Here is a 24,971-nt window from a genome sequence, read left to right as displayed (position 1 = left end):
GATAGAGAAATGTTGAAGATCAAAAGCGATGACGAAGTGATTATCCTGGCCGGTAAGGACAAGGGTAAGCGCGGCAAGGTTCGCAAGGTGCTGGATAACGACAAACTGATCGTATCCGGTATCAACATGATGAAGAAGCACACCAAGCCCAACCCCCAAGCGGGTGTTGCTGGCGGTATCGTGGAAAAAGAAGCGCCCATTCAGGTTTCTAATGTGGCGATCTTTAACCCCACTACCGGCAAGGCCGATCGTGTGGGCTTCAAAGTCGAAGGCGAAAGCAAGATTCGTATCTTTAAATCCAGTGGCGAAGCGATTAGCTAAGCGCAAGGGTTAACAGGTAAAAGAAATGGCAACTTTGCAAGACAAGTACAAAAACGAGATCGCAGCTCAGCTGAAAGAAGAGCTGGGTCTGGATAACGTAATGGAAGTTCCCCGTATCACCAAAATCACCCTGAACATGGGTGTTGGTGAAGCACTGGGCGACAAAAAGGTTCTCGAAGCCGCTGTTGCTGACATGGAGAAAATCTCCGGTCAGAAAGTAGTGGTCACCAAGGCGCGTAAATCAATCGCGGGCTTTAAGGTGCGTGAGGCCTGGCCTATTGGTTGTAAGGTAACTCTACGCTCTGAGCGTATGTATGAGTTCCTGGATCGTCTGATCAGCATCGCGATTCCCCGTATCCGTGACTTCCGTGGCATCAGCCCCAAGTCTTTCGACGGCCGCGGCAACTTCGCAATGGGTGTGACTGAACAGATCATCTTCCCTGAAATTGACTACGACAAGGTAGATGCCCTGCGCGGCATGGATATCACTATCACTACTTCCGCTCGTACGGACGATGAAGGCCGCGCACTGTTGCGTGCTTTCAACTTCCCCCTGAAAGGTTAAGAGGCTTTATTCATGGCTAAGAAATCTATGATTGCGCGTGAGAACAAGCGTGCACGTCTGGTAGCTAAATACGCTCAGAAGCGCGCCTCACTGAAAGCGATTATCGCTGATGTGAACGCCTCTGACGAAGAGAAGTGGGACGCACAGATCGCCCTGCAGAAGCTGCCCCGTGACGCCAGCCCGGTTCGCCAGCAGCGTCGCTGTCAGCTCACCGGCCGTCCCCACGCGGTATATCGTAAGTTTGGCCTGAGCCGTAACAAGTTGCGTGAAGCAGCTATGCGCGGTGATGTGCCTGGCCTCGTTAAAGCCAGCTGGTAACGGAGAGATATTGAAATGAGCATGCAAGATCCGCTGTCAGATATGCTGACCCGTATTCGCAACGCACAGATGGCTGGTAAGACCGGTGTAGAAATGCCTGGTTCCAAGCTGAAAGCTGCTGTTGCCAATGTGTTGAAGGAAGAAGGCTACATCGCTGACTTCAACGCCACTACTGATTCCGGCAAGCCCCGTTTGGCCATTGAGCTGAAGTACTACCAGGGCAAGCCCGTAATCGCAGAAATCGATCGTATCAGCCGTCCCGGTCTGCGTAGCTACGCAGGTAAAGATGGTTTCCCCTCCGTTCGCGGTGGTTTGGGTGTAGCGATCGTATCCACCTCCAAAGGTGTGATGACTGAACGCGCTGCGCGCGCTGCCGGTGTCGGTGGCGAAGTGCTTTGCACAGTATTCTGATTTTTTAACGTTAGATTTAAAGAGCATTCACAATGTCTAGAGTCGCAAATAATCCGGTATCACTGCCGAGCGGCGTTGAGGTCAAGATCGATGGTCAAGACCTCTCCGTCAAAGGCAGCAAAGGTACGCTGGCCATGTCACTGGCCGATGGCGTGCAGGTAAACCAGGATGACAACGTCTTGACCGTAGCCTATGACGCGAACCGCCGAGCTATTGCCGGTACAACTCGCGCACTGGTAAACAATATGGTCAAGGGCGTCAGCGAAGGCTGGGAGAAGAAGCTGGTTCTCAACGGTGTTGGTTACCGTGCCAAAGCTTCCGGCAAGACCGTCAACCTGACCGTGGGTTTGTCCCACCCTGTCGACTATGTACTGCCCGAGGGCGTTTCCGCGGAAACTCCCAGCCAGACCGAGATCGTGGTCAAGGGTATCGACAAGCAGGCCGTAGGCCAGGCAGCTGCCGAAATTCGCAGCTTCCGTCCGCCCGAGCCTTACAAGGGTAAAGGTATTCGTTACGCTGACGAATATGTCCGTCGTAAAGAAGCCAAGAAAAAGTAGGTAAGTTGAGATGAGTGCAAAGAATGATTCAAGGCTGCGTCGCGCACGTCGCGCTCGCGCCCGTATGCGTACCCTGGGTGTTAACCGCCTGAGCGTGCACCGTACTCCTCGGCATATTTATGCCCAGGTAATTGCACCGCAAGGTGACAAGGTACTGGCCAGCGCTTCTACCCTGGACGCCCAACTGCGCAAAGGCGCTACAAGCAACACTGACGCTGCCGCAGCTGTCGGCAAGTTGGTTGCAGAGCGCGCCAAGGCCGCAGGCATCGAGAAAGTTGCCTTCGACCGCGCAGGTTACAAGTATCACGGTCGTGTAAAGGCTCTTGCCGACGCCGCCCGTGAAAGTGGACTGGAATTCTAAGGGTACGAGTAAATGGCTTTTAACGACCAGAAAAAGCAGCAGCAGACCGAAGGCGATCTCCAAGAGAAGCTGGTACAGGTCAACCGCGTAGCTAAAGTAGTTAAAGGTGGCCGTATCTTCGGTTTCACCGCACTGACTGTAGTAGGCGATGGCAATGGCAAAGTTGGCTTCGGCCGTGGCAAGGCGCGTGAAGTGCCAGTCGCCATCCAGAAAGCAATGGAAGCTGCCCGTCGCAACATGATTCAGGTAGAGCTGAACGACGGCACTATCCAGTACCCTGTAACCGCCACTCACGGCGCTTCCAAGGTATACATGCAGCCTGCATCCGAAGGTACTGGCGTTATCGCCGGTGGTGCGATGCGCGCCGTGTTGGAAATCGCCGGTGTACACAATGTACTGGCCAAAGCCTACGGTTCCACCAATCCGGTGAACGTGGTTCGCGCGACCTTTAACGGTCTGCGTGATATGGCTGCTCCCGAAGACGTTGCTGCCAAGCGCGGCAAGTCTGTCGAAGAAATTTTGAACTAAGTATTGGGTTGATTCGTCATGGCAAAAGCAATGATCAAAGTTACCCAGGTCAAGAGCGCTAACGGCCGCCTTAAGAACCACAAGGCGTGCGTTGCCGGCCTCGGTCTGCGTCGAATTGGTCATACCGTTGAAGTGGAAGATACTCCTTCCGTTCGCGGCATGATCAACAAAGTTAACTACCTGGTACGGGTTGAGGACTAAATCATGTCAGAAGTAATGCGACTGAATACTCTGAGCCCCGCACCTGGTGCTCGGAAAAACAGCAAGCGCGTTGGTCGCGGTATCGGCTCCGGCAACGGCAAAACTGCCGGCCGTGGTCACAAAGGTCAGAAGTCTCGTTCCGGCGGCAGTGTTCGTCCCGGTTTCGAGGGTGGCCAGATGCCGCTGCAGAAGCGCCTGCCGAAGTACGGCTTCACCTCTCGCATCGCGCGCACTACTGCGCAGATCCGTCTCGGTGAGCTGAATGCGGTTGAAGCTGAAGTAATCGACCTGGAAGCCCTGAAGGCTGCCGATCTGGTCAAGCAGGACGTAACCCGCGCTCGCGTTTTCCTTTCAGGCGAACTGAGCAAGGCAGTTACTGTCAAAGGCCTGGCGGTCACCAAAGGTGCCCGCGAAGCTATCGAGAAAGCTGGCGGGAAGATCGAGGAATAAATGGCGGGACAGGCGCCTTCAGTAAACAAGGCAGGCATGGGCGAGCTATTTGCTCGCCTTCGTTTTGTCTTACTGGCAATTATCGTTTATCGGATCGGGACGCATATCCCTGTTCCGGGAATTGACCCTAACCAACTGCAGGCACTGTTTAACCAGCAACAGGGAACCATCCTTGGTCTGGCCAACATGTTTTCCGGTGGCGCTCTGGAGCGTATGTCGATCCTGGCGCTGGGCATCATGCCTTACATCTCTGCATCGATCATCATGCAGCTGATGGCGGCGGTGACGCCCCAACTGGAACAGTTGAAGAAAGAAGGCGAGTCTGGCCGCCGTAAGATCAGTCAGTACACGCGCTACCTGACAGTAGTGCTGGCTATTATCCAGGCCACTGGTATGACCGTGGGTATGGCCAATCAGGGTATGAGTTACGACACATCACTGCTGTTTTATGTGATTGCCATTACTTCCCTGGTAACCGGCGCAGTCTTCATGATGTGGCTCGGTGAGCAGATTACGGAAAAAGGCGTGGGCAACGGTATTTCGCTGTTGATCTTCGCCGGTATCGTAGCGGGATTGCCTGCTGCGATTGGCCAATCTCTGGAGCAAGCGCGCCAGGGTGAGCTGAATATCCTGCTGCTACTGGGCATCCTGGCGTTCGCGATTGTGATGATCTTTGCGATTATCTTTATCGAGCGAGGCCAGCGCCGCATCACGGTGAATTACGCCAAGCGTCAGCAAGGCCGCAAGATGTACCAGGCGCAGAGCTCGCATCTGCCCCTGAAAGTGAACATGGCGGGTGTTATCCCGGCTATTTTCGCGAGTAGCATTCTGCTGTTTCCTGCGTCCATTGCCCAGTGGTTTGGCTCTGGCGAAGGTGGTGCTGATTGGTTGCAGGACCTCGCCGTGGCGATTGGTCCCGGCCAACCGCTGAACATTTTGTTGTTCACGGTATTTATTGTGTTCTTCTGCTTCTTCTACACGGCGTTGATGTTTAACCCGTCAGAAGTAGCGGACAACCTGAAGCGATCCGGTGCTTTTGTACCTGGTATTCGCCCCGGTCAGCAGACCGCCAACTATATCGATGGCGTGCTGACTCGGCTGACGGTATTTGGCTCTGCGTATATCGCGATTGTGTGTCTGATACCTCAGTTCCTGGTAGTAACGGCTAACGTGCCGTTCTATCTCGGCGGCACCTCACTGTTGATTGTGGTTGTCGTGGTGATGGACTTTATGGCCCAGGTGCAGAGTCATCTGATGTCTCACCAGTACGATTCGGTGATGAAAAAGGCCAACCTGAAAAATATTGGTAGTTCCGGTCGCGTTCGTTAAGCGTCGGATGATACGGAGTAGTAACGATGAAAGTACGTGCATCAGTAAAGAAGATCTGCCGCAACTGTAAAGTTGTGCGCCGCAACGGTGTAGTGCGGGTAATCTGCAACACCGATCCGCGTCACAAGCAGCGTCAGGGTTAATTCCAGGCGTAGTTGATTTTTAGTCACGATATCGCTAGAATGCTGCGCCTTTCGCGCGCACCTCGTGGTAATTTTCGGAAAACCGAGAAAAATCATAGGCTTGCGCAAACCGCAGTCTAGCGACGAAGAAAGTAATTGGAGAAAGTTGGATGGCTCGTATTGCCGGCGTCAACATACCTGATAACAAGCATGCTGTTATCTCACTGACTTACATTTTTGGTGTAGGTCGCACCACTGCTAAAGAACTCTGTGCCGCTACCGGCGTTGCAGAGAACGCCAAGATTGGCGAACTGTCTGAAGAGCAGATGGACTCACTGCGTGGGAAAGTGGCTGAGATGTCCGTCGAGGGTGACCTTCGCCGTGAAGTCTCAATGAACATCAAGCGTTTGATGGACCTGGGCTGCAACCGCGGCCTGCGTCACCGTCGCGGCCTCCCGCTGCGCGGTCAACGCACCAAGACCAACGCGCGTACCCGTAAGGGCCCGCGTAAGCCGATTCGCAAGTAAGGAGCTCTAGCAGAGTTTTCGAGGCCTGACGGCCTACTACAGCGAATCCTTTTTAGTGTAGCTGCACCGTGTGCAGTGTCGATATTAAAGTAGGAACTACGATATGGCTAAGCCAGGTGCCAAAGGCACTCGTAAGAAAATCACCAAGACTGTTGTCGATGGAATCGCGCATGTGCATGCGTCCTTCAACAACACCATCATTACTATCACCGACCGTCAGGGCAATACCCTGAGCTGGGCTACCGCAGGTGGCTCTGGTTTCCGTGGTTCACGCAAAAGCACCCCGTTCGCAGCCCAGGTTGCAGCAGAGCGTGCTGGTGAAGCGGCCAAGGAATATGGTCTCAAGAATCTGGATGTGCAGGTCAAGGGCCCCGGCCCTGGTCGTGAATCTGCCGTCCGCGCACTGAACGCCTGTGGTTACAAGATCAGCAACATCACCGATGTTACGCCGATTCCCCACAACGGCTGCCGTCCGCCCAAAAAACGTCGCGTATAAAGGAAGAACTAGACATGGCTCGATATATTGGACCCAAGTGCAAGCTCTCCCGTCGTGAAGGAACAGACCTGTTCCTGAAAAGCGGTGTGCGCGCACTCGAAAGCAAGTGTAAAGCAGAAACCCAGCCAGGCCAGCACGGCGCCCGTCGCGGCCGCCTGTCTGACTACGGTGTACAGCTCCGTGAGAAGCAAAAAGTACGTCGTATCTACGGTGTTCTGGAAAAGCAATTCCGCAACTACTACAAGGAAGCCGCCCGCCTGAAAGGCGCTACCGGCGAAAACCTGCTGCAGTTGCTGGAATCCCGTCTGGATAACGTTGTTTATCGCATGGGCTTTGGCTCTACCCGCTCCGAATCCCGTCAGCTGGTAGCCCACAAAGCAATCCTGGTAAACGGCCAGGTAGTGAACATTGCTTCCTACCAGGTTAAGGCAGGAGACGTTGTCTCCCTGCGTGAAAAGGCCAAGAAGCAGCTGCGTGTTCAGTCTGCACTGGCCCTGGCTGCTCAGCGCGGCGAACCCGAGTGGATTGAAGTTAACTCTGAGAAGCTGGAAGGTACTTTTAAGTCAGTACCCGATCGTGCAGATCTCTCCAGCGAGATCAACGAAAACCTGATCGTCGAGCTTTACTCCAAGTAATCCACGTTAGGAATAACCTACAAAGGTGCCCCGTATGCAGAGTGCAGTGACTGAATTTTTGACCCCGCGTGTGATCAACGTTGACGAGAAGAACGCGACTCGCGCCCAGGTAACCCTGGAACCCCTTGAGCGTGGCTTTGGCCACACTCTGGGTAACGCCCTGCGCCGTATCCTGCTGTCCTCCATGCCCGGTTGTGCAATCACCGAGGTGGAGATAGACGGCGTATTGCACGAGTACAGTGCAATCGAAGGTGTTAATGAAGACGTTATCGAAATCCTGCTGAACCTCAAGGGCGTTGCCCTGGTGATGAACGGCAAGGACGAGGCTGAACTGACCCTGAGCAAGAAAGGCCCAGGTGCAGTAACTGCCGGCGACATTCAGGTTGACCACGATATCGAGATCCGCAACCCGGACCACGTTATCTGCCACCTTAATGGCGACAGCGAAATTAACATGAAGCTGACTGTGGCTCGTGGCCGCGGCTACTCTCCCGCTGATTCCCGTGAGAATCCGGAAGAGGAAACGCGCTCTATTGGCCGCCTGCAGCTGGACGCTACTTTCTCCCCAGTACACCGTGTGTCTTATGTTGTTGACGCCGCTCGTGTTGAGCAGCGCACCGACCTGGACAAGCTCATTCTGGACCTGGAGACAAACGGCACTATTGACCCGGAAGAGGCGATCCGTCGCGCCGCGACCATTCTGCAGCAGCAGTTGGCCGTGTTCGTTGACCTGGAAAGCGAATCTGAGTCTGAGTCTGTTGAGGAAGAGGACGAAGTAGATCCAATTCTGCTGCGCCCCGTGGACGATCTGGAACTGACTGTTCGCTCCGCCAACTGTCTCAAGGCAGAGAACATTTACTACATCGGCGACCTGGTGCAGCGCACTGAGGTTGAGCTGCTCAAGACCCCGAACCTGGGTAAAAAGTCGCTCACCGAAATCAAGGATGTACTGGCTTCTCGTGGTCTGTCCCTGGGCATGCGCCTGGACAACTGGCCGCCTGCCAGCCTGAAAAACGACGACCGGGTCCTGAGCGTTTAAGCTCCCCGGTCAACCGAATAGCTGAGTGCTGAGATAGCACCTTAAAAGAGAGATTGGAAAAATGCGTCATCGTCAAAGTGGACGTCAACTGAATCGCAACAGCTCCCACCGTAAGGCCATGTTCCGCAACATGACTGTGTCCCTGGTGGAGCACGAGCTGATCAAAACAACCCTGCCCAAGGCGAAAGAGCTGCGCAGCTATGCTGAGCCGCTGATCACCCTGGCCAAGAAAGACAGTGTGGCTAACCGCCGCCTGGCTTTCGACCGCACCCGCGACAAGGCAGCTGTAGGCAAGCTTTTCAACGAGCTGGGCCCGCGCTACGAGTCACGTCCCGGTGGTTATATCCGTATCATGAAGTGCGGTTTCCGCGCTGGCGACAAAGCGCCTATGGCCTACGTTGAGCTGGTGGATCGCCCGCAGGTTGAGGCATTCGACGACGAGGATTGATTTCTCGTTGTAACGGGTGTGGCAGTGGCTGCGCCCAATAAAAAAGCCGGGCATTGCCCGGCTTTTTTGTGTCTGACTGTGTGGTCCGCTTTCAGCGATCAACCTCATTCATTGACCACCATTCGAAACGGTAGTCGCTGAATTTCTCTTCGTTTGTGCGGTTGATGCATTCAACCACTTCGGCAGCCTCGTCGGGGATGCCGCGACCTGTGTAGGCGTTGAGCCCCACAGCGCGTTCCTCAGCGACCTTTGCTGATGCTGCAGTGAGCATGATCAAACCGCGAACGCCAGATGTAGTAGTCACCTGGCATTCGTAGTCGCTGACATTACCGGACTGGGCGAATGTCAGTGTTGACGTTGTGCAACAGATGGCGGCTGTCAGCAAAATAGTTTTGATGGTCATATTCATGTCCTCCAAGCTGTTACCAGCATAAGTCGTCGGCATCGCTGCCATCTTTCTTGAGCGCTGTTTTACTGCCACGGGATGACAGGCTAAACGTATGGCATCGGGTATCCTCGTCCTGGATACCTCCGGATACGGGTGTCGCGGTCACCGTATAGCAGCGGGTGATATCGCTTGGGCCGTTAGGATCGCACGCACCGCTAGAGTCGATACTGTAGTGCCCCTCAGCAGAGGTGAAGGGGTCAGCACCGAACCCCAGGCGGGTCATGTCGTCAGTATAGCTGCTGCGATCAAGCATGAATGCTTCCTGTCGATTTGCGACATCGGCCATGGCAGCCTTGGCTTCCGCCCGTCTGCCTTTACGCAGACTCTCCTGATAGGAGGGCAGGGCGACAGACATCAGGATGCCCACGATAATCACCACGATCATCACTTCTATCAAGGTGAAGCCTGAGTGGCGGCGCGGTGCCATTGCAATCATAGTGCGCATTCCTAGTAGTCCTCCTGGAACCAGTAGTTGCCGTAGGGCGGCCTGAGGCTCTCGTTGACGTCACAGATGCCGCCTTCACAGTCAATCTCGCCAGGCTCATCCGAGTTGGCGGCGGGCGTTCCAGGGGGCAGGAGCAGGCGGATCTTGCCGTCTTCTGCCACGTGGAGAGAGGGCGTGTCGGGAATAATATCGCCCATGTCCAGCACTGCTCGCTCGCCGTCGTAGAGATCAATGATGTACATGATGCCGGTGCCGGGGCTGGGGCCGCAGCTTATACCATCATCAAATACCTCGTTTGAAGGCGTAAACGTCGGTACATAGACCTTGCCATCAATGGAGAGGGTTTGCGCCAGGCTCTTCTCGCCGAGGTTCACCAAGTCAAACTTCCAACCATGTGCTGCCTGCAGTGCGTCAACAGCGTCCGCCATTTCAGTATCTGAACCGTCGTTGATGGCATTATCAGTAATGTCATACAGGTCCGCTTCTGTCAGCGGAAGGTCGCAACGGAAGTCAACAAAACCGTCGGTGGCACAGTCTGATACGCTGGGTTCGGCCGTCGAGTAGGGCGTGGTAGCCACATCCCGGATCATATACAGCGTATTATCCACATCGGTGCCGTTCGGGTTGGTACGGTCTCCGGTACCGATGATTACCGCGTCGACGGCCTGTCCGTCCACTCGGATGCGGACAATATCTGGCGCGTTGAAGAATCGACGATCTGTGAGGGTAGAGCCGTCATTAAAGTCTCCCACTTTGGTAATTAGCCAAGTGTCCTGATTTGAATCCGGTAAGCTATTGCCCGCCAGGTCCACGCGCCAGAGGAATCCCCCGGTATCGCCGAAGTAAATACGATCAGTGAGTCGGTCGCCATTACTGTCGAGGACGCTTACCTGGGCTGGAACCGAGTGGTTCAGATCTGGTTCATTCAGGTTAGTTGCGCTATTTGCTCCAGGCGTCACGCTCCAAACCAGGGCGCCGGAGTCGGCGTCTACGATAAAGATGCCGCGGCCTTCGTTGTCTACGCTGCCTATGGCCGTCGAGTCTTTATTGGTGTCGTAGCCTGCGCCGAAGACAAGTACCGGTTTGGAGTAACCGTTAGCGTCTACATAGCCGGGGATAAACGTGACGATCGGTTGCGAGAACGTCATACCCAACTCGTCGTATCCGGCGGTGCTGTTGTCTATCATCCATTTAAACGCTGGCACATCGGGGTTTGAGACGTCTAGAGCATAGTAGGCCTTGCCACCACGACGCTGTCCCATAAAGATAAATGCCTTGTCGCCATCGGACGAGTCAATTGTTCCGTCCAGACCAATATCGCTTGTGTATAGCGTAGCGGTCAGGTCCATGCCGTAGACGTTCTGTGCGCTCTCAGCATCGGCGCGGCGCGCAGCCATTTTCGAGGCCAGTTCCTTGGGGAAGAAAGCCCAGTCTTCATGCCCGTCGGTATTGCCGAACATGTGTATCCAGCCGGCATTGGTACCCGCCACGATGCGCAGATCTGGATTCTCTATGGTCGCACTGCCTAGCGCGCCATAGTTGATCACCAGCGGTTGGCTGTGGAGGATATCGCCCATGATCCATGGGCGGTTATCGGTGACGTCCGCATCGCCATCTTCATTGTAGGCATCGTAGCCCTGACCCCAGGCAATCTGCTTGGCAAACGCAGTGGCGCTGTTGGTGCCAAACAGCTGATATAGGGCGCTGTCACTGCCAACACCCATCGCGTCAGCATCGATATTGGTGGTATTAAAGGCCTCCAGCGCACCGTTTGTGCCGGTGTTGATGTAGAGGTTTCGCACTGACAAATCGGGCAGAGCAGCAAGTAGGCCACCAACGCCTCCCTTGGTAACCGTGCCGCCATCTGCCTCGGTACTCCATACAGTTACAGCGGTGGAGAGAAACTCGCCGGTATTTTCGTCCAGGGCGGGTTGATTGTCGCCGCCCTGTAGAACGGCGCCGTCATCATTGATGACGAGATTGAGTTTCTTGATATTACCTGCCCAGTCGACAGTGTCGCCCGGCTCGAACATAGCGTAGAAAATCTCGTTCCGGCTCTGGGTCCGGGTGAAGGTGTCAACAGCCACCGCGGGTGAGGTAAAGGTTGTCTCATCGGCGAGAATGGATATCAGCGCGTCACGGAAGGCATCTCGCAGTGCCTGGGCATTATTAGCCTCGTAGAACGCGCCATCGCCTTTTTCCGCTGTGTGCTGCAGAATTTCCTGGTTGGTGGCAAAACCAATGGTGTAGGTCTTGGCATATTGCTTTCCGTTAGATTCGTTGTCATCCAAATCATTGTTGGCCATGTATTCGGCCAGCTCAGGCATGCAGTACTCACCGCCGTTTGAGCCTGAGCTGGTATTGCCGTCGGCATCAGTCAAGCTCCAGCTACTATTGGTGTTGCCGTCGTCGTCTGGGTAAATCGTGCAGTTACCATTTGAGCCTGTCGGGGAGATGTCAGGATCCTCGGCTATGACCGTTTTGATAGCATCATTGGAGCCGACATCTTTGTTGGGCTTGCCGTCAGTCATCAGGATCAGGTAAGTGTTGGCACACGGGGTCACTGGCGGCGCATACACGCCGCCCACTATCGCGGCACTGTCGTAGGGCTGCGGATCGTGACCATCTGAGCTACTGGCATTGTCGTACCATTCAGGTGTTGAACGTGAAAGGTACAAATATGCTTCATACAACGACTCACACATGGGCGTATTGCCGCCCTGCTGCAATTCATTCACCAGGTAGATCAGGTTCTCTCGCGCGTCTCGGGTGACACCATCTGTGGTGATGTCAGTATCATCCATATTAGCGATCACGCGCTGGGTCAGGCGACCACCCTGCTGATGGTTGAACTCGAGCAGGCCAAAATCGACAGAAGGGGTGGTATAGACGATATCCTCAACAACCTCCTGGGCGATGTCGAGTTTGCTTCTATCAGTGTTGCTGATCGAGTCAGTGGTGTCGTGCTGCCAGCGCATGTAATTGGAGGTGTAGAAATAGTAGGAGGTGTTGCCCCAACTCACGGTTTCATCCACGGTAGCTGCGTATTCGGAGCCGTCGTTCACGTTGTCCTGTGGGAAACCGTCAGTGTCGTGGTTGGGGTTACTGTCGTTGTCATCCTCGACATCGTCGTAACATTCGACATGTGTAGGGGTGTTGACCTCATCGCTCAGGCCGAGCCACTCGCCGGTGGTGACGACACCAGAAGGGCAATCCTGGATCGCGGTGGTCTGGTAGGAGTAAGTGGTTCCAGTTTCTTCACCGACTTCGCCCGTGACGTACTCGAAGCAGCCACTAGTGCCGCCACCATCAATATAAACTTCGGGGGAGGGGCAGCTTCCGTCGTCATCGTCTCCTCTTGCTACATAGCCTGAGGTGGACGCACCGGATTCGACTAAGTCGTAGCAACCGTCGGTTCCGTCTACTTCGAGAACTGTAGAGTGGCCAGAGAAAAAGTCATCAAACAGTCCGAGATCGGGGTCGTCGCAGTAAGGTCCGAAAAAGGAGCTAACAAGGGTATCGTTATCGTCTTCTACCCAGACATCGGCAGGCGTAGTGATCGATGAAGTTGTCCAGCATGCGTTGTTCTGGGTGCCACCGGTTGGATCAAATTCATAGTAGGTATGGCTGCCGTCTGCGCAATAATAGGGTCCGCAGGTATCGACATCATCCTCAGGGTCATACCAGCGTAATGCGCCACTGGCGAGGAAGAAGCCTTTGTCGTCCAGGCGGTCGGTCGAGGTTGCGCACTGGTTCGCGTCCGCGGTGAACCACTGGCTACTGCCGACCTCCGGCACATCCCCATCGGTGGACCAATAAATTCGATTGGCCGGAATAGAGCCGTCGTCGCTGTAGTTGGTGTCGCCATCGTAGCGTGGCTTGGTGCTCTGAGTATTGCGCATGGATCCAGAGTCGTCGAACAGGATGATGACCTGGGGCTTGTAACCGGTATCCGAGCTGAATACTGCTTTGTAGATCTCGGTATCGTCAGCCTGGGCCGGGCCAATCAGGCTTGCCGCGGCCATAGCTGCGACAAGCGGTACTGCGGCCAATGCGCGATTCAGTTTTGCTGCCATGGGAGAATCCTCCACTACATGTAACGAGTGCCGGCGGTGCCGGCAACATAGAATTTGGTGTTATCAGCCACTGGAGCCGATGACGGTTTTCACCACGCCGAGTTCCACACGGGTTCTGGCGCGGCCGGGTTCGTTGTGTTCTGACTGTATGCGGTAGAAGTCGCAATCAAACAGCCCAACGCTGTTGCCGCCTCTCGAGCCGGGAGGGCGAGGGCAAGATCGATCTACGCCCAACAGCAAGACATCCGTATCAATGTTGTCTATCACCGGGCTGTTGGGGTCATCAGCCAGGTTGCGCAAAGGGTGGGAAGCTGACAACCCGGCGAAAGGATCGGAGACCTGAGTGCGTCGATCAAAGGGCTCAGTACTGGAGCCTGCGAGTGACAGTACGCCATAGATACCGGCTTCAGCTGCCTGAAACGACTGGTAGGAATCCTGCATATTCGTAGACATTTTCAACCCTAGTGCGCTGTTGTTGGCGGCGGTCACAGCAATGATGGTGACGACCAGCAGGAACAGCAGTGCTGTTACCAGGGCAACGCCGGACTGACGTTGATTGTGAGAGATTTCGGTTCGCATCACGCGCCTCCCCGGAGAAGAATTCGAGGGTTACGCAGCGTGATGTCAGCGTGCAGCAATACCCTGCGGAAGGTGTCATTCGGAGTTACCTGCCGGTCTCCCAATGTGTAGGTTTTTTCGTTGGTGTAGTCGTAATCATCATTTTCGGCACGCAGCAGCAAGTAGGCCTGCATCGAGGTAGCCTGGTCCCAGTCGGTGCTGCCCACTTCGTTGGGGTCGCCCGCCATGGTGTCAGCAGTGCCGTCATTGTTGGTGTCAAAGCCAAATAGCAGGCGCATATCCTCAACGCCCTGAACCAGGTCCTGGCGCTGCATTGCCATAGCCGTCCCGTTCCAGCCTAGCGTGAGCCGGCTCAGGGTGGGAGTATCAGTATCTCGTACGTAGTATATTTCCACGTTGTAGGGCCAGGCTGCAGCCAGGGCGTAAGTCGCACCCGCGCCGACATCTGGCAGGGTGTCCGCGCCATCAATCATCAGTGCCACTTCGGTATTAGCCAGAATATACGTGGTCTCTGGATCGATCGAGCCGGCGGGGAAGGTGTTGCCGGTTGCATCATTCGGGTCGGCGGCGATGGGTGCGGGAACGACGTTTTTGATGACCAGTACATCGGTATTTTCGCGCGCATCGGTAATGCAGCCAAACGCGGTATTGTCACTGCCAACCGTCATGGCCAGCAGGGAGGTGTCTGTGTCGTAGGCGGCAGCGTCACCAGTGCAGTCGTTGACAATCGTGGTGCCCAGCGAGCCGTCCTGAGTGATGTCCTGAAAGTATGTTCCACCAAAAAAACCCACATGTTTTGCGGAATAACCGATCATTTGCATGGCAAATTGGCCGTTTTCCGAGATGCCCGCCACCTGGTCCACCTCGGTGAGAGAGCGCTTCGAAGCGACATAAACTGAGACAGCGCCAGCGATGACGATGATTCCCAGAACCATGGCCACCATAAATTCGATCAGCGAGAAGCCCCCCTGATCTCGCGCGAAACGGCGCAGTGTTGCCCCTTGGCTCATAACAGGTCTTCCTCATCCAGGATAAAGCTTCTGATCACAACCTGGCGGCGATAGGGCTTTTCTTCGTCGCTCCAGTCAGTACCACAAATCGTATCGCCATCGGCTGCATCAAACGTTTCGCTGAGGCCTCGCCACTGAATAACAACGTCTACGATGCCGGTATTGACCTTGCCGGTGTCCGCGGTGAAATTGACGCAGGCAGCGACGTTGGGCAGTACGGCGGTATTGCTGGCGGCGCCGTTAGGGTCCGGAGCAGTCACTGCAGCACCTGAGAGCAAGTTGTCCCAGTCGTCGAGGTCGAATTTGGCGAGGTCTTCAGCGGAGCACGTAGTTGTGGTGCAATCTGCGCCAATGCTCGGTGCACTGCTGCCGTTCAGCGGGTTGTAGTTAATATATTCGCTCACACCTTCAGGGTTTCTTCTAATCCGTTCGAGCAGATCGTCTGCCAGAGAGACTGCCCGGGTGCGCTGCACGGTATCGTGCTGTGCCACTTTTGAGATTCCGAGCAGGCTGACAATGCCGAGAATACCGATGGCGAGGATAACCGCAGCGATCAAGGCTTCGATCAGGGTCATGCCTTTTTGCTGGTGACGCGAATGCATATTAGCTGCAGGTGACATCTGCGCCTCCGTGATCGTTGACTATGCCATTGGTGTCGGTATCAGTGGCTGAGCTAACCGAGCCCACCGGATTGAGGATCAGCGCGCGGGCATCTTCGGTGCCACGCTCATCACAAAATTCAAAGGTGCCCTCGTAATCCAGTGCTGTACCGCGAGCATTGAAAATCACTTGTTGCTCTGAGTTGCTGTAAAAAATGTTCATAGCCCTGTCCCTGGGTTCCCACTGGATGAGTTCCTCGTCCGGGTCGTTGGGGTCGGGTGCAGTATTGTTATTCATAGCGACGAAAGTGATGTAACCATTGCTCCAATCATTGGACGCAAGGCATGTGGCGCCATCACTGGATGGACAGACCACCACCGGCGCACGGCGGGTGATAGCCTCGGAGCGCGCATTGTTGAGAGTTGCGCGCAGTGCGTACACATCCGTAACCATCTGGTTGTTGCGAATAAGGTCGGCGAGGCCGGGTGCGGCCACTAGCAGCAGTGCCGCCAGCACTGCGAGCACGACCATCAGCTCGATCAGGGTGAAACCTTCACTCCGGGCAGCTGTTGGCGTGTTCTTCTGTCTTTGTAGTTCGAGCAAGATGCACTCCTGCAGTGCTTATCCCCAAAACTAGTGTAGGAACTGGCTCGGGACAAGCAACAAGTGGATTGATAAACGGTAAGAAACCGCGATAAGCGGCGAGAATCAAAGGAAAAATGTGATTTTAGTCACTTATTTTTCTGGCGGGATAGTTCAGCTCTACGATGAATCGGCCGGCGGCCTGGTCTGCAGCGATAGAGGCGTCCTCACCGTACATGGCCTGTAGGCGCAGGCCAACATTGGCAAGCCCGATCTGGTTGCCCTCCGAGGGGGTCGCCTCGGCGGGTAGCGGGTTCTCAATCCGGGCGTACAGATGCTCTTCCTCCGCGGACACCTGTATCTCAATTGTGCCGCCCTCGGGGATACAGGCCACACCGTGATAAACCGCGTTTTCTACCAGTGGCTGCAGCAGTAGTGACGGCATCGGCAGTTCCTCGCAGCCGGGCTGGATCGCCCAGTTGATGGCAAGGCGTTCGCCCAATCTCAGTTGCTCGATGTCCAGATACAGCTCGAGTAGTCGGATTTCGTCCGCCACGGTGGTGCTGGCGCTGCTTTCCTTGAGCGTGGCGCGAAACAATTCGGCGAGGTCCTCGACCGCGCGTTCGGCACGTTCCGGGCGCGTTTCGATCAGGCTCGCAATGCTGTTGAGTGTGTTGAACAGGAAGTGGGGCCGGATGCGGGCGCGCAACGAATCCAGCCTGGCCTGCAGCTCCGCTCGCTGCTGGATCTGCAGCTGTTGTTGCAGGTAGAAATAGCGCAGGGCAATGCCGCCCAGCACATTGGCGATGAGGATATTGCGCCCCACCCAACTCCAGTCCGGTGGGATATCCAGCAGTGGGCCCAGCAGGGCCTGGGCGAGGGCGCTGCTGGCCGCGGTAATAACGCTGATGAGCAACAGGCACAGGGCGGACACAATGGGCAGGGCGAACCGGCTGAGCGGAACGCGCAGCCAGCAGAGCAGGGCGGCGGTCAGTAACACCACCCACTGGGCCAGCAGTGAAATTCCAGCAAACAATGTCCAGTCAAATGCCCTCAGCCCGCTGCCGGCGAGGACATGGACCAGCACTACCAATTCGGTGAGCAGTACCATGAAGAGCACGGGCTGGGGGCTGCACAGGTTGGGAATGAAGAGCTCGCTCCCCTTGCTGTGAGCTGTGCCGTTATTGCTGCCGTTTGCCGGCAACCCTGCGGACATGCGCCGCCTCCCTGCATTTCGATTTGAATTCCATAATGGACCGGCAGCTGCAGCGCGTCCAGCGGCGGCAAAAAGTGTGACCTGGTTCTCAGTTTTTCACGGGTGACACTAAATCCTTGTGCTACAGTTCTTGCTTCCCCTCCGCAGTACTGACTCCAGGCCCTGAGCTCCATGAACGATCGGCGTAAAAGTGACAAAAGTGATAAGTCCTGGTTCCAGACAGATCGCTTTTTTGAACACAACGGTCAATGGTTTTTTACCACGCGCGAGGGCTCCACTGAAGGGCCTTTCGGCGACAAATTGCAGGCCCAGGCGCGGCTGGAAACGTATATCAAGGTCGCAAATTCAGGGATTCTTGATGCCCAGGCTACAACAGATGATTTTAGCGCGGGTCACGACGACTGGTCGCTGAAACCCAAATAGCGCTTTACTGCGGCCTCGCCACTCTTGCCTTGGCCTGGCTCAGATGCCTTCGGCTTACTATCGGCCTTTCATGCATACCTTCCAGTACTACCCGCCAACTGCCATCCTCGTCCCGTTCCAGTTTTTGGATATGCGATACCGCCACCAGAGTGTTGCGATGCACACGTAGGAACCGGTCACCATAGGTGTCCTCCAGTTCACGGAGGCTTTGTTGAACGATCAGCTCCGAGCGGGGCGTATGAGCAGTCACATACTTGTGCTCGGCAATGAAACAGCGGATATCCTTCAGCGGAAGTGATTCGACACCGCGGTGGGTTTGGCTGGAGATCAGTTCAACGTCGCTCTCTTCGCGGCCACTGAGTTCCGCCAGCTGCATGCGGTTGATCTTGCCCGCCGTCAGCAGTGCTTTTTCCAGGTCAGCTTCGCGCACGGGCTTCAGCAGGTAGGCGACGGCCTGGTGTTGGAAAGCCTCGAGCGCATATTCGTCATAGGCGGTGCAGAAAATAATCGCTGGGGGCGCTTCCAGCTCAGCAAGTGCGGCGGCGACTTCAATGCCGTTGCTACCGGGCATCTGGATATCCAGCAGTATCAGCTCCGGGCCGTGCTGGCGTGCCATTTGCAGCGCTGTAATGCCGTCGCTGGCTTCCAGACATTCAGCGCCAGGCCGCAGCTTTCCGAGCAAGCGCAGCAATCGCTCCCGGGCCAGTTGCTCGTCATCGACGACCAGAATCTTCATGTTCGGCCCGGGCGGCTTAAGCCGCCGCTTTGCCCTTCTTGGTGTCGAGCAACGGCCCCAGGAACTGGCCGGTGAATGACCCTTTGGTTTTGGCCACGTCTTCCGGTGTGCCGGTGGCGATGATTTGCCCACCGCCCGAGCCGCCTTCCGGCCCCAGGTCTACGATCCAGTCTGCGGTTTTTATCACGTCCAGGTTGTGCTCGATGATAACCATGGTATTGCCGTGGTCGCGCAGGCGGTGGAGGACTTCCAGCAGCTGCTTGATGTCCTCAAAGTGCAGGCCGGTGGTGGGTTCGTCCAGGATGTAGAGGGTTTTACCCGTATCGCGCTTGGACAGCTCGCGGGAGAGCTTGACCCGCTGGGCCTCGCCCCCGGACAGGGTGGTGGCGGCCTGCCCCAGGCGGATATAGGACAGGCCCACATCCATCAGGGTCTGCAGCTTGCGCCTGATCGCCGGCACTGCGTCGAAGAACTCGAGTGCATCTTCAACTGTCATTTCCAGCACTTCGTGAATGTTACTGCCCTTGTAGCGGATTTCCAGGGTTTCTCGGTTATAGCGCTTGCCCTTGCACACGTCGCAGGGCACATAGACGTCCGGCAGGAAGTGCATCTCTACCTTGGTGACGCCATCGCCCTGGCAGGCCTCACAGCGGCCGCCCTTGACGTTGAAACTGAACCGGCCCGGCTTGTAGCCACGGGAGCGCGCTTCCTGGGTGCCGGCAAAGAGCTCCCGCACCGGCGTGAAGATGCCGGTATAGGTGGCGGGGTTCGAGCGGGGGGTACGGCCGATGGGGCTCTGGTCGATGTCGATGCACTTGTCGATATGGTGCATGCCCTCAATCGACTGGTGCGCAGCAGGTGTCAGGGTCGTGGCGCCATTGAGCTCAGTGGCGGCGAGCGGATAGAGGGTGCTGTTGATCAGGGTAGATTTGCCTGAGCCGGATACGCCGGTCACACAGGTGAGCAGGCCAACCGGAATCTCAAGGGTGACCTCCTGCAGGTTGTTGCCTGTCGCGCCCGCGAGTACCAACTGCTTCTTGGGGTCGGGCTTGTTGCGCTTTGCGGGTATGTCGATTTTGCGGCGGCCGGATAGGTAGTCCCCGGTCAGCGAGGCTTTGTTGGCAAGGATCTCCTTCATCGTGCCTTCGGCGACCACCTGGCCTCCGTGCACGCCGGCGCCTGGGCCGATATCGATAATGTGGTCTGCGGTCCGGATCGCGTCTTCATCGTGCTCGACCACGAGTACCGTATTGCCAAGGTCGCGCAAGTGAGTCAGCGTCTTGAGCAGGCGCTCATTGTCTCGCTGGTGCAGGCCAATGGATGGCTCGTCGAGAATGTACATCACGCCCACCAGTCCCGCGCCGATCTGGGACGCCAGGCGAATCCGCTGGGCCTCGCCGCCGGACAGGGTTTCGGCGCTGCGATTGAGAGTGAGGTAGTTGAGCCCTACGTCTACCAGGAAACGGTAGCGGGCGCGCAGCTCCTTGAGGATCTTGTCGGCGATTTCGCCCTGGCGACCCCCCAGTTCCAGCGCGTTGAAATAGTCCTCCGCTTCTCCCACGGACATATCGGTAATCGAGGGCAGGGTGCGCTCGTCCACGAACACGTGACGCGCGTCAGTGCGCAGGCGAGTACCCTCGCAGTCGGGGCAGGGCTGGGTGGCCAGGAACTTGGCCAGGTCTTCGCGGACAGAGGTTGAATCCGTATCCCGGTAGCGGCGATCCATATTGGGGATAATGCCTTCGAAGGGGTGGGTCCGTTTGAAGACATCGCCGCGATCATTGATGTAGGAGAAAGCGATTTCAGTCTTGCCGGAGCCCTGGAGGATCACCTGGCGGTGTTTTTTGCTCAGGCTCTCAAAGGGCGCGTCGATGTCGAAACCGTAGTGCTCCGCGAGCGAAGTGAGCATATGGAAGTAGTAGACATTGCGCCTGTCCCAGCCGCGGATCGCGCCCTCGGCGAGGCTGGACTCCGGGTGCAACACGATACGTTCAGGGTCGAAATACTGTTTAACACCGAGGCCATCGCAGCCGCTGCAGGCGCCCGCCGGATTGTTGAACGAAAACAACCGCGGCTCCAACTCGTCGATGCTGTGGCCGCACTCCGGGCAGGCAAAGCGTGCTGAAAAGGCCATTTCATCGCCATCACCGTCCATCCACGACACCGAGGCCAGGCCATCGGTCAGCCCCAGCGCGGTTTCAAAGGACTCCGCCAGGCGCAGGCCGAGGTCATCGCGCACCTTGAAGCGATCGACTACCACTTCGATACGGTGTTTCTTGTTCTTTTCCAGCTCGGGCACATCGTCGAGGTCGGTGACGATGCCATCGATACGGGCCCGGACAAACCCGGCTGCGCGCAGCTCTTCGAAAATGTGCAGGTGTTCGCCCTTGCGCTCTCGCACCACCGGGGCCAGCAGCATCAGTTTGCTGCCCTCTGGCAGCGCCAGTACGGTATCTACCATCTGGCTGACGGTCTGCGCCTGCAGGCCCAGGCCGTGATCGGGGCAGCGGGGCTCGCCGACTCGCGCGAACAACAGGCGCAAGTAGTCGTAAATCTCGGTGATGGTGCCCACGGTGGAGCGAGGGTTGTGAGAGGTAGATTTCTGTTCGATGGAGATGGCGGGTGACAGGCCCTCGATATGGTCCATATCGGGCTTTTCCATCATCGACAGAAATTGCCGAGCGTAAGTGGACAGACTCTCGACATAGCGCCTCTGACCCTCGGCGTAGAGGGTGTCGAAGGCGAGTGAGGACTTCCCCGAACCCGACAACCCGGTAATCACCACCAGCTTGTCGCGGGGGATATCCAGGTCAATATTCTTGAGATTGTGCGTGCGCGCGCCGCGAACGTGAATGGTGTCCATAGAAACCGATACCGCAGAAGAATCGAAACGAACCAGTATATTGCTACCGGTACAGGGCATGCAAAGTCTAGTTGCGGGCTGTTATGATTACCGTCTTGTTTACGGCTACTCATTCATGATTACAGAACACCCCATGACATCCCAGGAACGGCGTGCAGTCGGCTCCCTGGCACTGCTTTACTGTTTCCGCATGCTCGGCCTGTTTATGGTCCTGCCGCTGTTGGCGCTGTATGCAGACGATTTGGCGGGGGTGAGCCCAACCGCCATTGGCCTGGCCCTGGGTATTTATGGCCTGAGCCAGGCGGTGCTGCAGATTCCTCTGGGTTGGTTGTCTGATCGTGTTGGTCGCAAGCCCGTTATTGTCGGGGGTTTGTTGGTATTCGCCCTGGGCAGTGTGGTGGCAGCCTCCGCTGACAGCATTTACGGCATTATCGCCGGGCGCGCCCTGCAGGGCGCCGGCGCAATCGCCAGTACGGTGATGGCGCTGGTAGCCGACCTTACCCGGGATGAACAGCGCACCAAAGCCATGGCGATGGTGGGCATGAGCATTGGTATGTCGTTCGCAGTCGCCCTGATTCTCGGGCCAGCAATCGCCACCGCCGGGGGGCTCGCCGCGGTGTTCTGGTTTACTGCTGGGCTCTCGCTGGTTGGCATCTTGATTGTGCTCCTGCTGGTGCCTAACCCGCAGCGGGGTCAGCGACACGATGATGTGGGCTTGCGCAGTGATCTGGTGTGGCGCAGCCTGGGCAATGCCGATTTATTGCGTTTGAACTTCGGTGTGTTCTGCCTGCACTTTATTCTCATGGCGTGTTTCCTGGTACTTCCGCAGTACCTGCGAGACGTTGCGGGCCTTGATCGCGACAGCCACTGGCAGGTGTATTTGCCGGCGCTGCTCCTTTCCATTATCGGGATGGTGCCGCTGATGATTCTGGCCGAGCGCAAGGGTAAGCTGCGGGAAGTGTTCCTGCTCGCCATCACCCTGGTGCTGGGAGCACTGGTGATGATGGGTAGCGCTAGCGCACCCGTTCTGTTGTATCTGGGGTTGTGGATATTCTTCATTGGCTTCAACTATCTCGAAGCGACCTTGCCGTCGCTGGTGAGCAAGGCCGTTTTTGCTGGTGGCAAGGGCACCGCGCTTGGGGTGTTTTCAACCTGTCAGTTCCTCGGCGCATTCGCCGGAGGCGCGCTGGGCGGGGCGCTGCTGGAATACGGTGGGACACAGGCGCTTTTCGCTATTTGCCTGGGCCTTGGAGTGCTGTGGTGGTTGTTCTCGTTGCCGGGCTTTGCCCGCGCCAACCAAGTGACGGCACAGGCCGGGGATTGACCCTGCTTACAATAGCCCCAAATTGATGGCACTTGAGCGCAGCTGATGTCGCATTCGGCGCAGGGGATTGTTATAGTCGTTAGCTCGCAAAAATAATCTTTTTACCAGTCTCGAGAGGAACCTCCATGGCTTCACGCGGAGTGAACAAAGTGATCATTGTCGGCAATCTGGGCAACGATCCTGAAACCCGATTTTTCCCCGACGGCGGTGCCGTTACCAATGCCAGTATTGCCACCAGCGAGACCTGGAAGGATCGCCAGACCGGTGAGCAGAAAGAAAGAACTGAGTGGCACAGGGTGGTTTTCCGCGACCGCGGCAATTACCGTCTGGGCCAGATTGCCGGCGAATACCTGAAGAAGGGTTCCAAGGTCTATGTGGAAGGCGCTCTGCAAACCCGGAAGTGGCAGGACCAGTCCGGTCAGGACCGCTATACCACTGAGATTGTGGTTAATGAGATGCAAATGCTCGACCCACGCGGCGCCGGTGGTGGCCAGGCGGGTGGGCAGGCAGGCGGCTATGGTGGTGGCGATGGCGGTTTCAGTCAGGCACCGCCCGCACAGGGCGGCGCTGCACCAGCTGCGGCGCCTCGCAGCGCGCCCGCGCAAGGTGCACCGGCAGCACAGCCTGCCCCTCAGGATTTCGGCGAGTTCGACGACGATATCCCGTTCTGAAAGATCTCCAAAAGGCCGCATCTAGCGGCCTTTTTTATTGCCCCTCTGAGGGCAGATATTCCAGCCTCTGCTATATCTATAGAAGCGGTATCGCTTTCATCAAGGAGAACTTTATGCCCCGTGTGTTGAATCAGTTAGTGACCGCCGGAGCCCTGCTGTTAGTAGCGGCGACTGGCGCTTTCGCCCAGGACAAGCCCAATATCCTGATTATCTGGGGAGACGATATTGGCGATTACAATATCAGCGCCTACAACATGGGGCGAATGGGTTACCGCACGCCCAATATTGACCGCATTGCAGCCGACGGGATTATTTTTACCGATTCCTACGGTGACCAGAGCTGCACCGCGGGTCGCGCTGGTTTTATCACCGGCCAGCACCCCATGCGCACCGGCCTGACCAAGGTAGGTTTGCCGGGTGCTGCGGAAGGCCTCTCTGAAAAAGACCCCACCATTGCTGCGCTGCTTAAGCCGATGGGTTACGCAACAGGCCAATTTGGCAAAAATCATCTGGGCGATCGAGATGAGCACCTCCCGACTAACCACGGTTTTGATGAATTTTTCGGCAACCTCTACCACTTGAATGCGGAGGAGGAGCCCGAGCACCCGGATTACCCCAAAGATCCTGAATTCAAGAAGCGTTTCGGCCCCCGTGGCGTCATTCACAGTTACGCGGATGGCCGGGTGGAAGATACGGGCCCGCTGACCCGCAAGCGCATGGAAACCGCCGATGAGGAATTCCTTGCCGAGGCGCTGAAGTTTATCGACAAGTCCCACAAGAGCGGCAAGCCGTTTTTCGTCTGGTTTAACTCTACCCGCATGCATGTATTCACCCGGCTCAAGCCTGAGTCGCAGGGCGTGACAGGCCAGGGCCTCTACGCCGATGGTATGGCGGAGCACGACGGCCATGTGGGGCAGTTGCTGAACAAGCTGGATGAGCTGGGTATTGCCGACAACACTATCGTTATGTATTCCACGGACAATGGCGCGGAACTGGCCCTGTGGCCTGATGGCGGCTACACCGCCTATCACGGCGAGAAGAATTCCAGCTGGGAAGGTGGCTATCGCGTACCAATGATGGTGCGTTGGCCAGCCAGGATTGAGGCCGGCCAGGTGTCCAATGACATCATCGCGATGATGGATTGGATGCCAACGCTGCTGGCGGCTGCTGGCGAGGACAATATTGTCGCTGACTTGAAAAAGGGTAAGCGTGTAGGTGGCAGGTCCTACAAAGTGCACCTGGATGGATACAATTTCCTTCCCTATTTCACTGGTGAGGAGGAGAAAGGGCCGCGCAACGATTATGTTTACAGCTCCGATACGGGTGACATCGTTGCTTTCCGTGATGGCGATTACAAGCTTCTGTTCCGGGAGCAGCGCGAGCACGGTATCTGGGTGTGGACTAATCCCTACTCGGAGTTGCGTGCACCCCTGATCTTCAACTTGCGAATGGACCCTTTCGAGCGCATGCAGAAGGAGGGCGCCGGCTACCCGCAATGGTGGGCTGAGCATATGTTCCTGATGGCGCCCGCCATGTATAAAGTGGCGCAATTCAAGGCGACTTTCGAGAAATTCCCCCAGCGGCAGAAGCCCGGGTCATTCGTTCCCTGATGTACTCCGCCGGGAGGCCTGTGGGGCCTCCCGGTACTTTTTCCGGATTTCACCGCTACAGCGCCCAGCGGGCGGCAAAT

The 24,971-nt window shown here is 56.5% G+C and carries 30 protein-coding genes; 20 read left to right on the top strand and 10 right to left on the bottom strand.

Annotated elements, in window-relative coordinates; genetic code table 11:
• Nucleotides 1–9 precede the first annotated feature (9 nt).
• The 16 genes from rplX (at nucleotide 10) to rplQ (ending at nucleotide 8,308) form a co-directional block, all read left to right on the top strand.
• Nucleotides 10–321, top strand: a complete 312-nt coding sequence (rplX, locus tag EY643_RS15935) for a 50S ribosomal protein L24 (RefSeq protein ID WP_153240155.1) — start codon at nucleotides 10–12, stop codon at nucleotides 319–321.
• A 25-nt stretch (nucleotides 322–346) separates the two neighbouring features.
• Nucleotides 347–886, top strand: a complete 540-nt coding sequence (gene rplE / locus EY643_RS15930) for a 50S ribosomal protein L5 (RefSeq protein ID WP_153240154.1) — start codon at nucleotides 347–349, stop codon at nucleotides 884–886.
• 12 nt (nucleotides 887–898) lie between these two features.
• Complete coding sequence (rpsN, locus tag EY643_RS15925) at nucleotides 899–1,204, top strand: 30S ribosomal protein S14 (protein WP_153240153.1); 306 nt, start codon at nucleotides 899–901, stop codon at nucleotides 1,202–1,204.
• 15 nt (nucleotides 1,205–1,219) lie between these two features.
• Nucleotides 1,220–1,615, top strand: coding sequence for a 30S ribosomal protein S8 (rpsH, locus tag EY643_RS15920; RefSeq protein WP_153240152.1), 396 nt, complete (start codon nucleotides 1,220–1,222; stop codon nucleotides 1,613–1,615).
• 32 nt (nucleotides 1,616–1,647) lie between these two features.
• On the top strand, nucleotides 1,648–2,172 hold the full coding sequence (rplF, locus tag EY643_RS15915; protein ID WP_153240151.1) for a 50S ribosomal protein L6: 525 nt from the start codon (nucleotides 1,648–1,650) through the stop codon (nucleotides 2,170–2,172).
• Nucleotides 2,173–2,182: 10 nt separating this feature from the next.
• Complete coding sequence (gene rplR / locus EY643_RS15910; RefSeq protein ID WP_153240150.1) at nucleotides 2,183–2,533, top strand: 50S ribosomal protein L18; 351 nt, start codon at nucleotides 2,183–2,185, stop codon at nucleotides 2,531–2,533.
• Between the two features lie 12 nt (nucleotides 2,534–2,545).
• Nucleotides 2,546–3,061 (top strand): 30S ribosomal protein S5, encoded by a 516-nt coding sequence (gene rpsE / locus EY643_RS15905; RefSeq protein WP_153240149.1) that lies wholly within the window; start codon nucleotides 2,546–2,548, stop codon nucleotides 3,059–3,061.
• Between the two features lie 18 nt (nucleotides 3,062–3,079).
• Nucleotides 3,080–3,262, top strand: coding sequence for a 50S ribosomal protein L30 (gene rpmD / locus EY643_RS15900; RefSeq protein ID WP_153240148.1), 183 nt, complete (start codon nucleotides 3,080–3,082; stop codon nucleotides 3,260–3,262).
• Nucleotides 3,263–3,277: 15 nt separating this feature from the next.
• On the top strand, nucleotides 3,278–3,712 hold the full coding sequence (gene rplO / locus EY643_RS15895; protein ID WP_153241093.1) for a 50S ribosomal protein L15: 435 nt from the start codon (nucleotides 3,278–3,280) through the stop codon (nucleotides 3,710–3,712).
• A complete protein-coding gene (gene secY, locus EY643_RS15890; RefSeq protein WP_153240147.1) occupies nucleotides 3,713–5,041 on the top strand; it encodes a preprotein translocase subunit SecY in 1,329 nt (442 codons plus the stop codon).
• Nucleotides 5,042–5,067: 26 nt separating this feature from the next.
• On the top strand, nucleotides 5,068–5,184 hold the full coding sequence (gene rpmJ, locus EY643_RS15885) for a 50S ribosomal protein L36 (RefSeq protein ID WP_066055334.1): 117 nt from the start codon (nucleotides 5,068–5,070) through the stop codon (nucleotides 5,182–5,184).
• Between the two features lie 149 nt (nucleotides 5,185–5,333).
• Nucleotides 5,334–5,690, top strand: coding sequence for a 30S ribosomal protein S13 (gene rpsM / locus EY643_RS15880; protein WP_153240146.1), 357 nt, complete (start codon nucleotides 5,334–5,336; stop codon nucleotides 5,688–5,690).
• Between the two features lie 103 nt (nucleotides 5,691–5,793).
• A complete protein-coding gene (gene rpsK, locus EY643_RS15875; protein ID WP_066055329.1) occupies nucleotides 5,794–6,186 on the top strand; it encodes a 30S ribosomal protein S11 in 393 nt (130 codons plus the stop codon).
• Nucleotides 6,187–6,200: 14 nt separating this feature from the next.
• Complete coding sequence (rpsD, locus tag EY643_RS15870) at nucleotides 6,201–6,821, top strand: 30S ribosomal protein S4 (RefSeq protein ID WP_153240145.1); 621 nt, start codon at nucleotides 6,201–6,203, stop codon at nucleotides 6,819–6,821.
• Between the two features lie 34 nt (nucleotides 6,822–6,855).
• Nucleotides 6,856–7,860 carry a DNA-directed RNA polymerase subunit alpha gene (locus EY643_RS15865; protein ID WP_153240144.1) on the top strand — a complete coding sequence of 335 codons (1,005 nt, stop codon included), beginning with the start codon at nucleotides 6,856–6,858 and terminating at the stop codon, nucleotides 7,858–7,860.
• Between the two features lie 61 nt (nucleotides 7,861–7,921).
• Nucleotides 7,922–8,308 (top strand): 50S ribosomal protein L17, encoded by a 387-nt coding sequence (gene rplQ, locus EY643_RS15860; protein ID WP_153240143.1) that lies wholly within the window; start codon nucleotides 7,922–7,924, stop codon nucleotides 8,306–8,308.
• A gap of 91 nt (nucleotides 8,309–8,399) precedes the next feature.
• Here the strand turns inward: rplQ and EY643_RS15855 are convergent, their stop codons facing one another.
• The 8 genes from EY643_RS15855 to EY643_RS15820 all read right to left on the bottom strand — a co-directional run bounded on the left by EY643_RS15855 (nucleotide 8,400) and on the right by EY643_RS15820 (nucleotide 17,264).
• Entirely contained in the window at nucleotides 8,400–8,711 is a 312-nt protein-coding gene (locus EY643_RS15855; RefSeq protein ID WP_153240142.1) for a hypothetical protein, read from the bottom strand.
• 19 nt (nucleotides 8,712–8,730) lie between these two features.
• Complete coding sequence (locus tag EY643_RS15850; RefSeq protein WP_276612653.1) at nucleotides 8,731–9,201, bottom strand: type IV pilin protein; 471 nt, start codon at nucleotides 9,199–9,201, stop codon at nucleotides 8,731–8,733.
• Between the two features lie 2 nt (nucleotides 9,202–9,203).
• On the bottom strand, nucleotides 9,204–13,277 hold the full coding sequence (locus EY643_RS15845; RefSeq protein ID WP_153240141.1) for a pilus assembly protein: 4,074 nt from the start codon (nucleotides 13,275–13,277) through the stop codon (nucleotides 9,204–9,206).
• Nucleotides 13,278–13,340: 63 nt separating this feature from the next.
• Nucleotides 13,341–13,856, bottom strand: a complete 516-nt coding sequence (locus EY643_RS15840) for a pilus assembly PilX family protein (RefSeq protein WP_153240140.1) — start codon at nucleotides 13,854–13,856, stop codon at nucleotides 13,341–13,343.
• Entirely contained in the window at nucleotides 13,856–14,866 is a 1,011-nt protein-coding gene (locus EY643_RS15835) for a PilW family protein (RefSeq protein WP_153241091.1), read from the bottom strand. Before EY643_RS15835 ends, EY643_RS15840 begins: the two co-directional genes overlap by 1 nt.
• Complete coding sequence (gene pilV / locus EY643_RS15830; protein WP_153240139.1) at nucleotides 14,863–15,486, bottom strand: type IV pilus modification protein PilV; 624 nt, start codon at nucleotides 15,484–15,486, stop codon at nucleotides 14,863–14,865. The genes EY643_RS15835 and pilV overlap by 4 nt, the downstream gene beginning before the upstream one ends.
• Nucleotides 15,470–16,069: a GspH/FimT family pseudopilin gene (locus EY643_RS15825; RefSeq protein WP_153240138.1), complete on the bottom strand. Its 600-nt coding sequence runs from the start codon at nucleotides 16,067–16,069 to the stop codon at nucleotides 15,470–15,472. The genes pilV and EY643_RS15825 overlap by 17 nt, the downstream gene beginning before the upstream one ends.
• A 124-nt stretch (nucleotides 16,070–16,193) precedes the next feature.
• Nucleotides 16,194–17,264, bottom strand: a complete 1,071-nt coding sequence (locus tag EY643_RS15820) for a sensor histidine kinase (protein ID WP_153240137.1) — start codon at nucleotides 17,262–17,264, stop codon at nucleotides 16,194–16,196.
• A gap of 171 nt (nucleotides 17,265–17,435) precedes the next feature.
• Between EY643_RS15820 and EY643_RS15815 the strand changes: the two genes are divergently transcribed.
• Nucleotides 17,436–17,687, top strand: coding sequence for a DUF6316 family protein (locus tag EY643_RS15815; RefSeq protein ID WP_153240136.1), 252 nt, complete (start codon nucleotides 17,436–17,438; stop codon nucleotides 17,685–17,687).
• 4 nt (nucleotides 17,688–17,691) lie between these two features.
• Here the strand turns inward: EY643_RS15815 and EY643_RS15810 are convergent, their stop codons facing one another.
• Nucleotides 17,692–18,423, bottom strand: a complete 732-nt coding sequence (locus tag EY643_RS15810) for a LytR/AlgR family response regulator transcription factor (RefSeq protein WP_153240135.1) — start codon at nucleotides 18,421–18,423, stop codon at nucleotides 17,692–17,694.
• Nucleotides 18,424–18,439: 16 nt separating this feature from the next.
• On the bottom strand, nucleotides 18,440–21,286 hold the full coding sequence (uvrA, locus tag EY643_RS15805; protein WP_153240134.1) for an excinuclease ABC subunit UvrA: 2,847 nt from the start codon (nucleotides 21,284–21,286) through the stop codon (nucleotides 18,440–18,442).
• 58 nt (nucleotides 21,287–21,344) lie between these two features.
• On the opposite strand from uvrA, the gene EY643_RS15800 reads away from it, so the two are divergent.
• From EY643_RS15800 to EY643_RS15790, 3 genes are all read left to right on the top strand, one after another.
• Nucleotides 21,345–22,610, top strand: coding sequence for an MFS transporter (locus tag EY643_RS15800; RefSeq protein WP_240732736.1), 1,266 nt, complete (start codon nucleotides 21,345–21,347; stop codon nucleotides 22,608–22,610).
• Nucleotides 22,611–22,735: 125 nt separating this feature from the next.
• Nucleotides 22,736–23,281 carry a single-stranded DNA-binding protein gene (gene ssb, locus EY643_RS15795; protein ID WP_153240133.1) on the top strand — a complete coding sequence of 182 codons (546 nt, stop codon included), beginning with the start codon at nucleotides 22,736–22,738 and terminating at the stop codon, nucleotides 23,279–23,281.
• 113 nt (nucleotides 23,282–23,394) lie between these two features.
• Nucleotides 23,395–24,891: an arylsulfatase gene (locus EY643_RS15790; RefSeq protein WP_153240132.1), complete on the top strand. Its 1,497-nt coding sequence runs from the start codon at nucleotides 23,395–23,397 to the stop codon at nucleotides 24,889–24,891.
• The last annotated feature ends 80 nt before the right edge of the window (nucleotides 24,892–24,971 follow it).

The organism is Halioglobus maricola, from assembly GCF_009388985.1.
Classification (GTDB): Bacteria; Pseudomonadota; Gammaproteobacteria; order Pseudomonadales; family Halieaceae; genus Halioglobus; species Halioglobus maricola.
This window is presented reverse-complemented; position numbering and strand designations above follow the sequence as displayed.

Excerpts from the sequence above, each read along its gene's own strand:
- rplX (WP_153240155.1), top strand. The coding sequence starts at position 10 with ATGTTGAAGATCAAAAGCGATGACGAAGTGATTATCCTGGCCGGTAAG.
- rplE (WP_153240154.1), top strand. The coding sequence starts at position 347 with ATGGCAACTTTGCAAGACAAGTACAAAAACGAGATCGCAGCTCAGCTG.
- rpsN (WP_153240153.1), top strand. The coding sequence starts at position 899 with ATGGCTAAGAAATCTATGATTGCGCGTGAGAACAAGCGTGCACGTCTG.
- rpsH (WP_153240152.1), top strand. The coding sequence starts at position 1,220 with ATGAGCATGCAAGATCCGCTGTCAGATATGCTGACCCGTATTCGCAAC.
- rplF (WP_153240151.1), top strand. The coding sequence starts at position 1,648 with ATGTCTAGAGTCGCAAATAATCCGGTATCACTGCCGAGCGGCGTTGAG.
- rplR (WP_153240150.1), top strand. The coding sequence starts at position 2,183 with ATGAGTGCAAAGAATGATTCAAGGCTGCGTCGCGCACGTCGCGCTCGC.
- rpsE (WP_153240149.1), top strand. The coding sequence starts at position 2,546 with ATGGCTTTTAACGACCAGAAAAAGCAGCAGCAGACCGAAGGCGATCTC.
- rpmD (WP_153240148.1), top strand. The coding sequence starts at position 3,080 with ATGGCAAAAGCAATGATCAAAGTTACCCAGGTCAAGAGCGCTAACGGC.
- rplO (WP_153241093.1), top strand. The coding sequence starts at position 3,278 with ATGCGACTGAATACTCTGAGCCCCGCACCTGGTGCTCGGAAAAACAGC.
- secY (WP_153240147.1), top strand. The coding sequence starts at position 3,713 with ATGGCGGGACAGGCGCCTTCAGTAAACAAGGCAGGCATGGGCGAGCTA.
- rpmJ (WP_066055334.1), top strand. The coding sequence starts at position 5,068 with ATGAAAGTACGTGCATCAGTAAAGAAGATCTGCCGCAACTGTAAAGTT.
- rpsM (WP_153240146.1), top strand. The coding sequence starts at position 5,334 with ATGGCTCGTATTGCCGGCGTCAACATACCTGATAACAAGCATGCTGTT.
- rpsK (WP_066055329.1), top strand. The coding sequence starts at position 5,794 with ATGGCTAAGCCAGGTGCCAAAGGCACTCGTAAGAAAATCACCAAGACT.
- rpsD (WP_153240145.1), top strand. The coding sequence starts at position 6,201 with ATGGCTCGATATATTGGACCCAAGTGCAAGCTCTCCCGTCGTGAAGGA.
- EY643_RS15865 (WP_153240144.1), top strand. The coding sequence starts at position 6,856 with ATGCAGAGTGCAGTGACTGAATTTTTGACCCCGCGTGTGATCAACGTT.
- rplQ (WP_153240143.1), top strand. The coding sequence starts at position 7,922 with ATGCGTCATCGTCAAAGTGGACGTCAACTGAATCGCAACAGCTCCCAC.
- EY643_RS15855 (WP_153240142.1), bottom strand. The coding sequence starts at position 8,711 with ATGACCATCAAAACTATTTTGCTGACAGCCGCCATCTGTTGCACAACG.
- EY643_RS15850 (WP_276612653.1), bottom strand. The coding sequence starts at position 9,201 with ATGCGCACTATGATTGCAATGGCACCGCGCCGCCACTCAGGCTTCACC.
- EY643_RS15845 (WP_153240141.1), bottom strand. The coding sequence starts at position 13,277 with ATGGCAGCAAAACTGAATCGCGCATTGGCCGCAGTACCGCTTGTCGCA.
- EY643_RS15840 (WP_153240140.1), bottom strand. The coding sequence starts at position 13,856 with ATGCGAACCGAAATCTCTCACAATCAACGTCAGTCCGGCGTTGCCCTG.
- EY643_RS15835 (WP_153241091.1), bottom strand. The coding sequence starts at position 14,866 with ATGAGCCAAGGGGCAACACTGCGCCGTTTCGCGCGAGATCAGGGGGGC.
- pilV (WP_153240139.1), bottom strand. The coding sequence starts at position 15,486 with ATGTCACCTGCAGCTAATATGCATTCGCGTCACCAGCAAAAAGGCATG.
- EY643_RS15820 (WP_153240137.1), bottom strand. The coding sequence starts at position 17,264 with ATGTCCGCAGGGTTGCCGGCAAACGGCAGCAATAACGGCACAGCTCAC.
- EY643_RS15815 (WP_153240136.1), top strand. The coding sequence starts at position 17,436 with ATGAACGATCGGCGTAAAAGTGACAAAAGTGATAAGTCCTGGTTCCAG.
- EY643_RS15810 (WP_153240135.1), bottom strand. The coding sequence starts at position 18,423 with ATGAAGATTCTGGTCGTCGATGACGAGCAACTGGCCCGGGAGCGATTG.
- uvrA (WP_153240134.1), bottom strand. The coding sequence starts at position 21,286 with ATGGACACCATTCACGTTCGCGGCGCGCGCACGCACAATCTCAAGAAT.
- EY643_RS15800 (WP_240732736.1), top strand. The coding sequence starts at position 21,345 with ATGCAAAGTCTAGTTGCGGGCTGTTATGATTACCGTCTTGTTTACGGC.
- ssb (WP_153240133.1), top strand. The coding sequence starts at position 22,736 with ATGGCTTCACGCGGAGTGAACAAAGTGATCATTGTCGGCAATCTGGGC.
- EY643_RS15790 (WP_153240132.1), top strand. The coding sequence starts at position 23,395 with ATGCCCCGTGTGTTGAATCAGTTAGTGACCGCCGGAGCCCTGCTGTTA.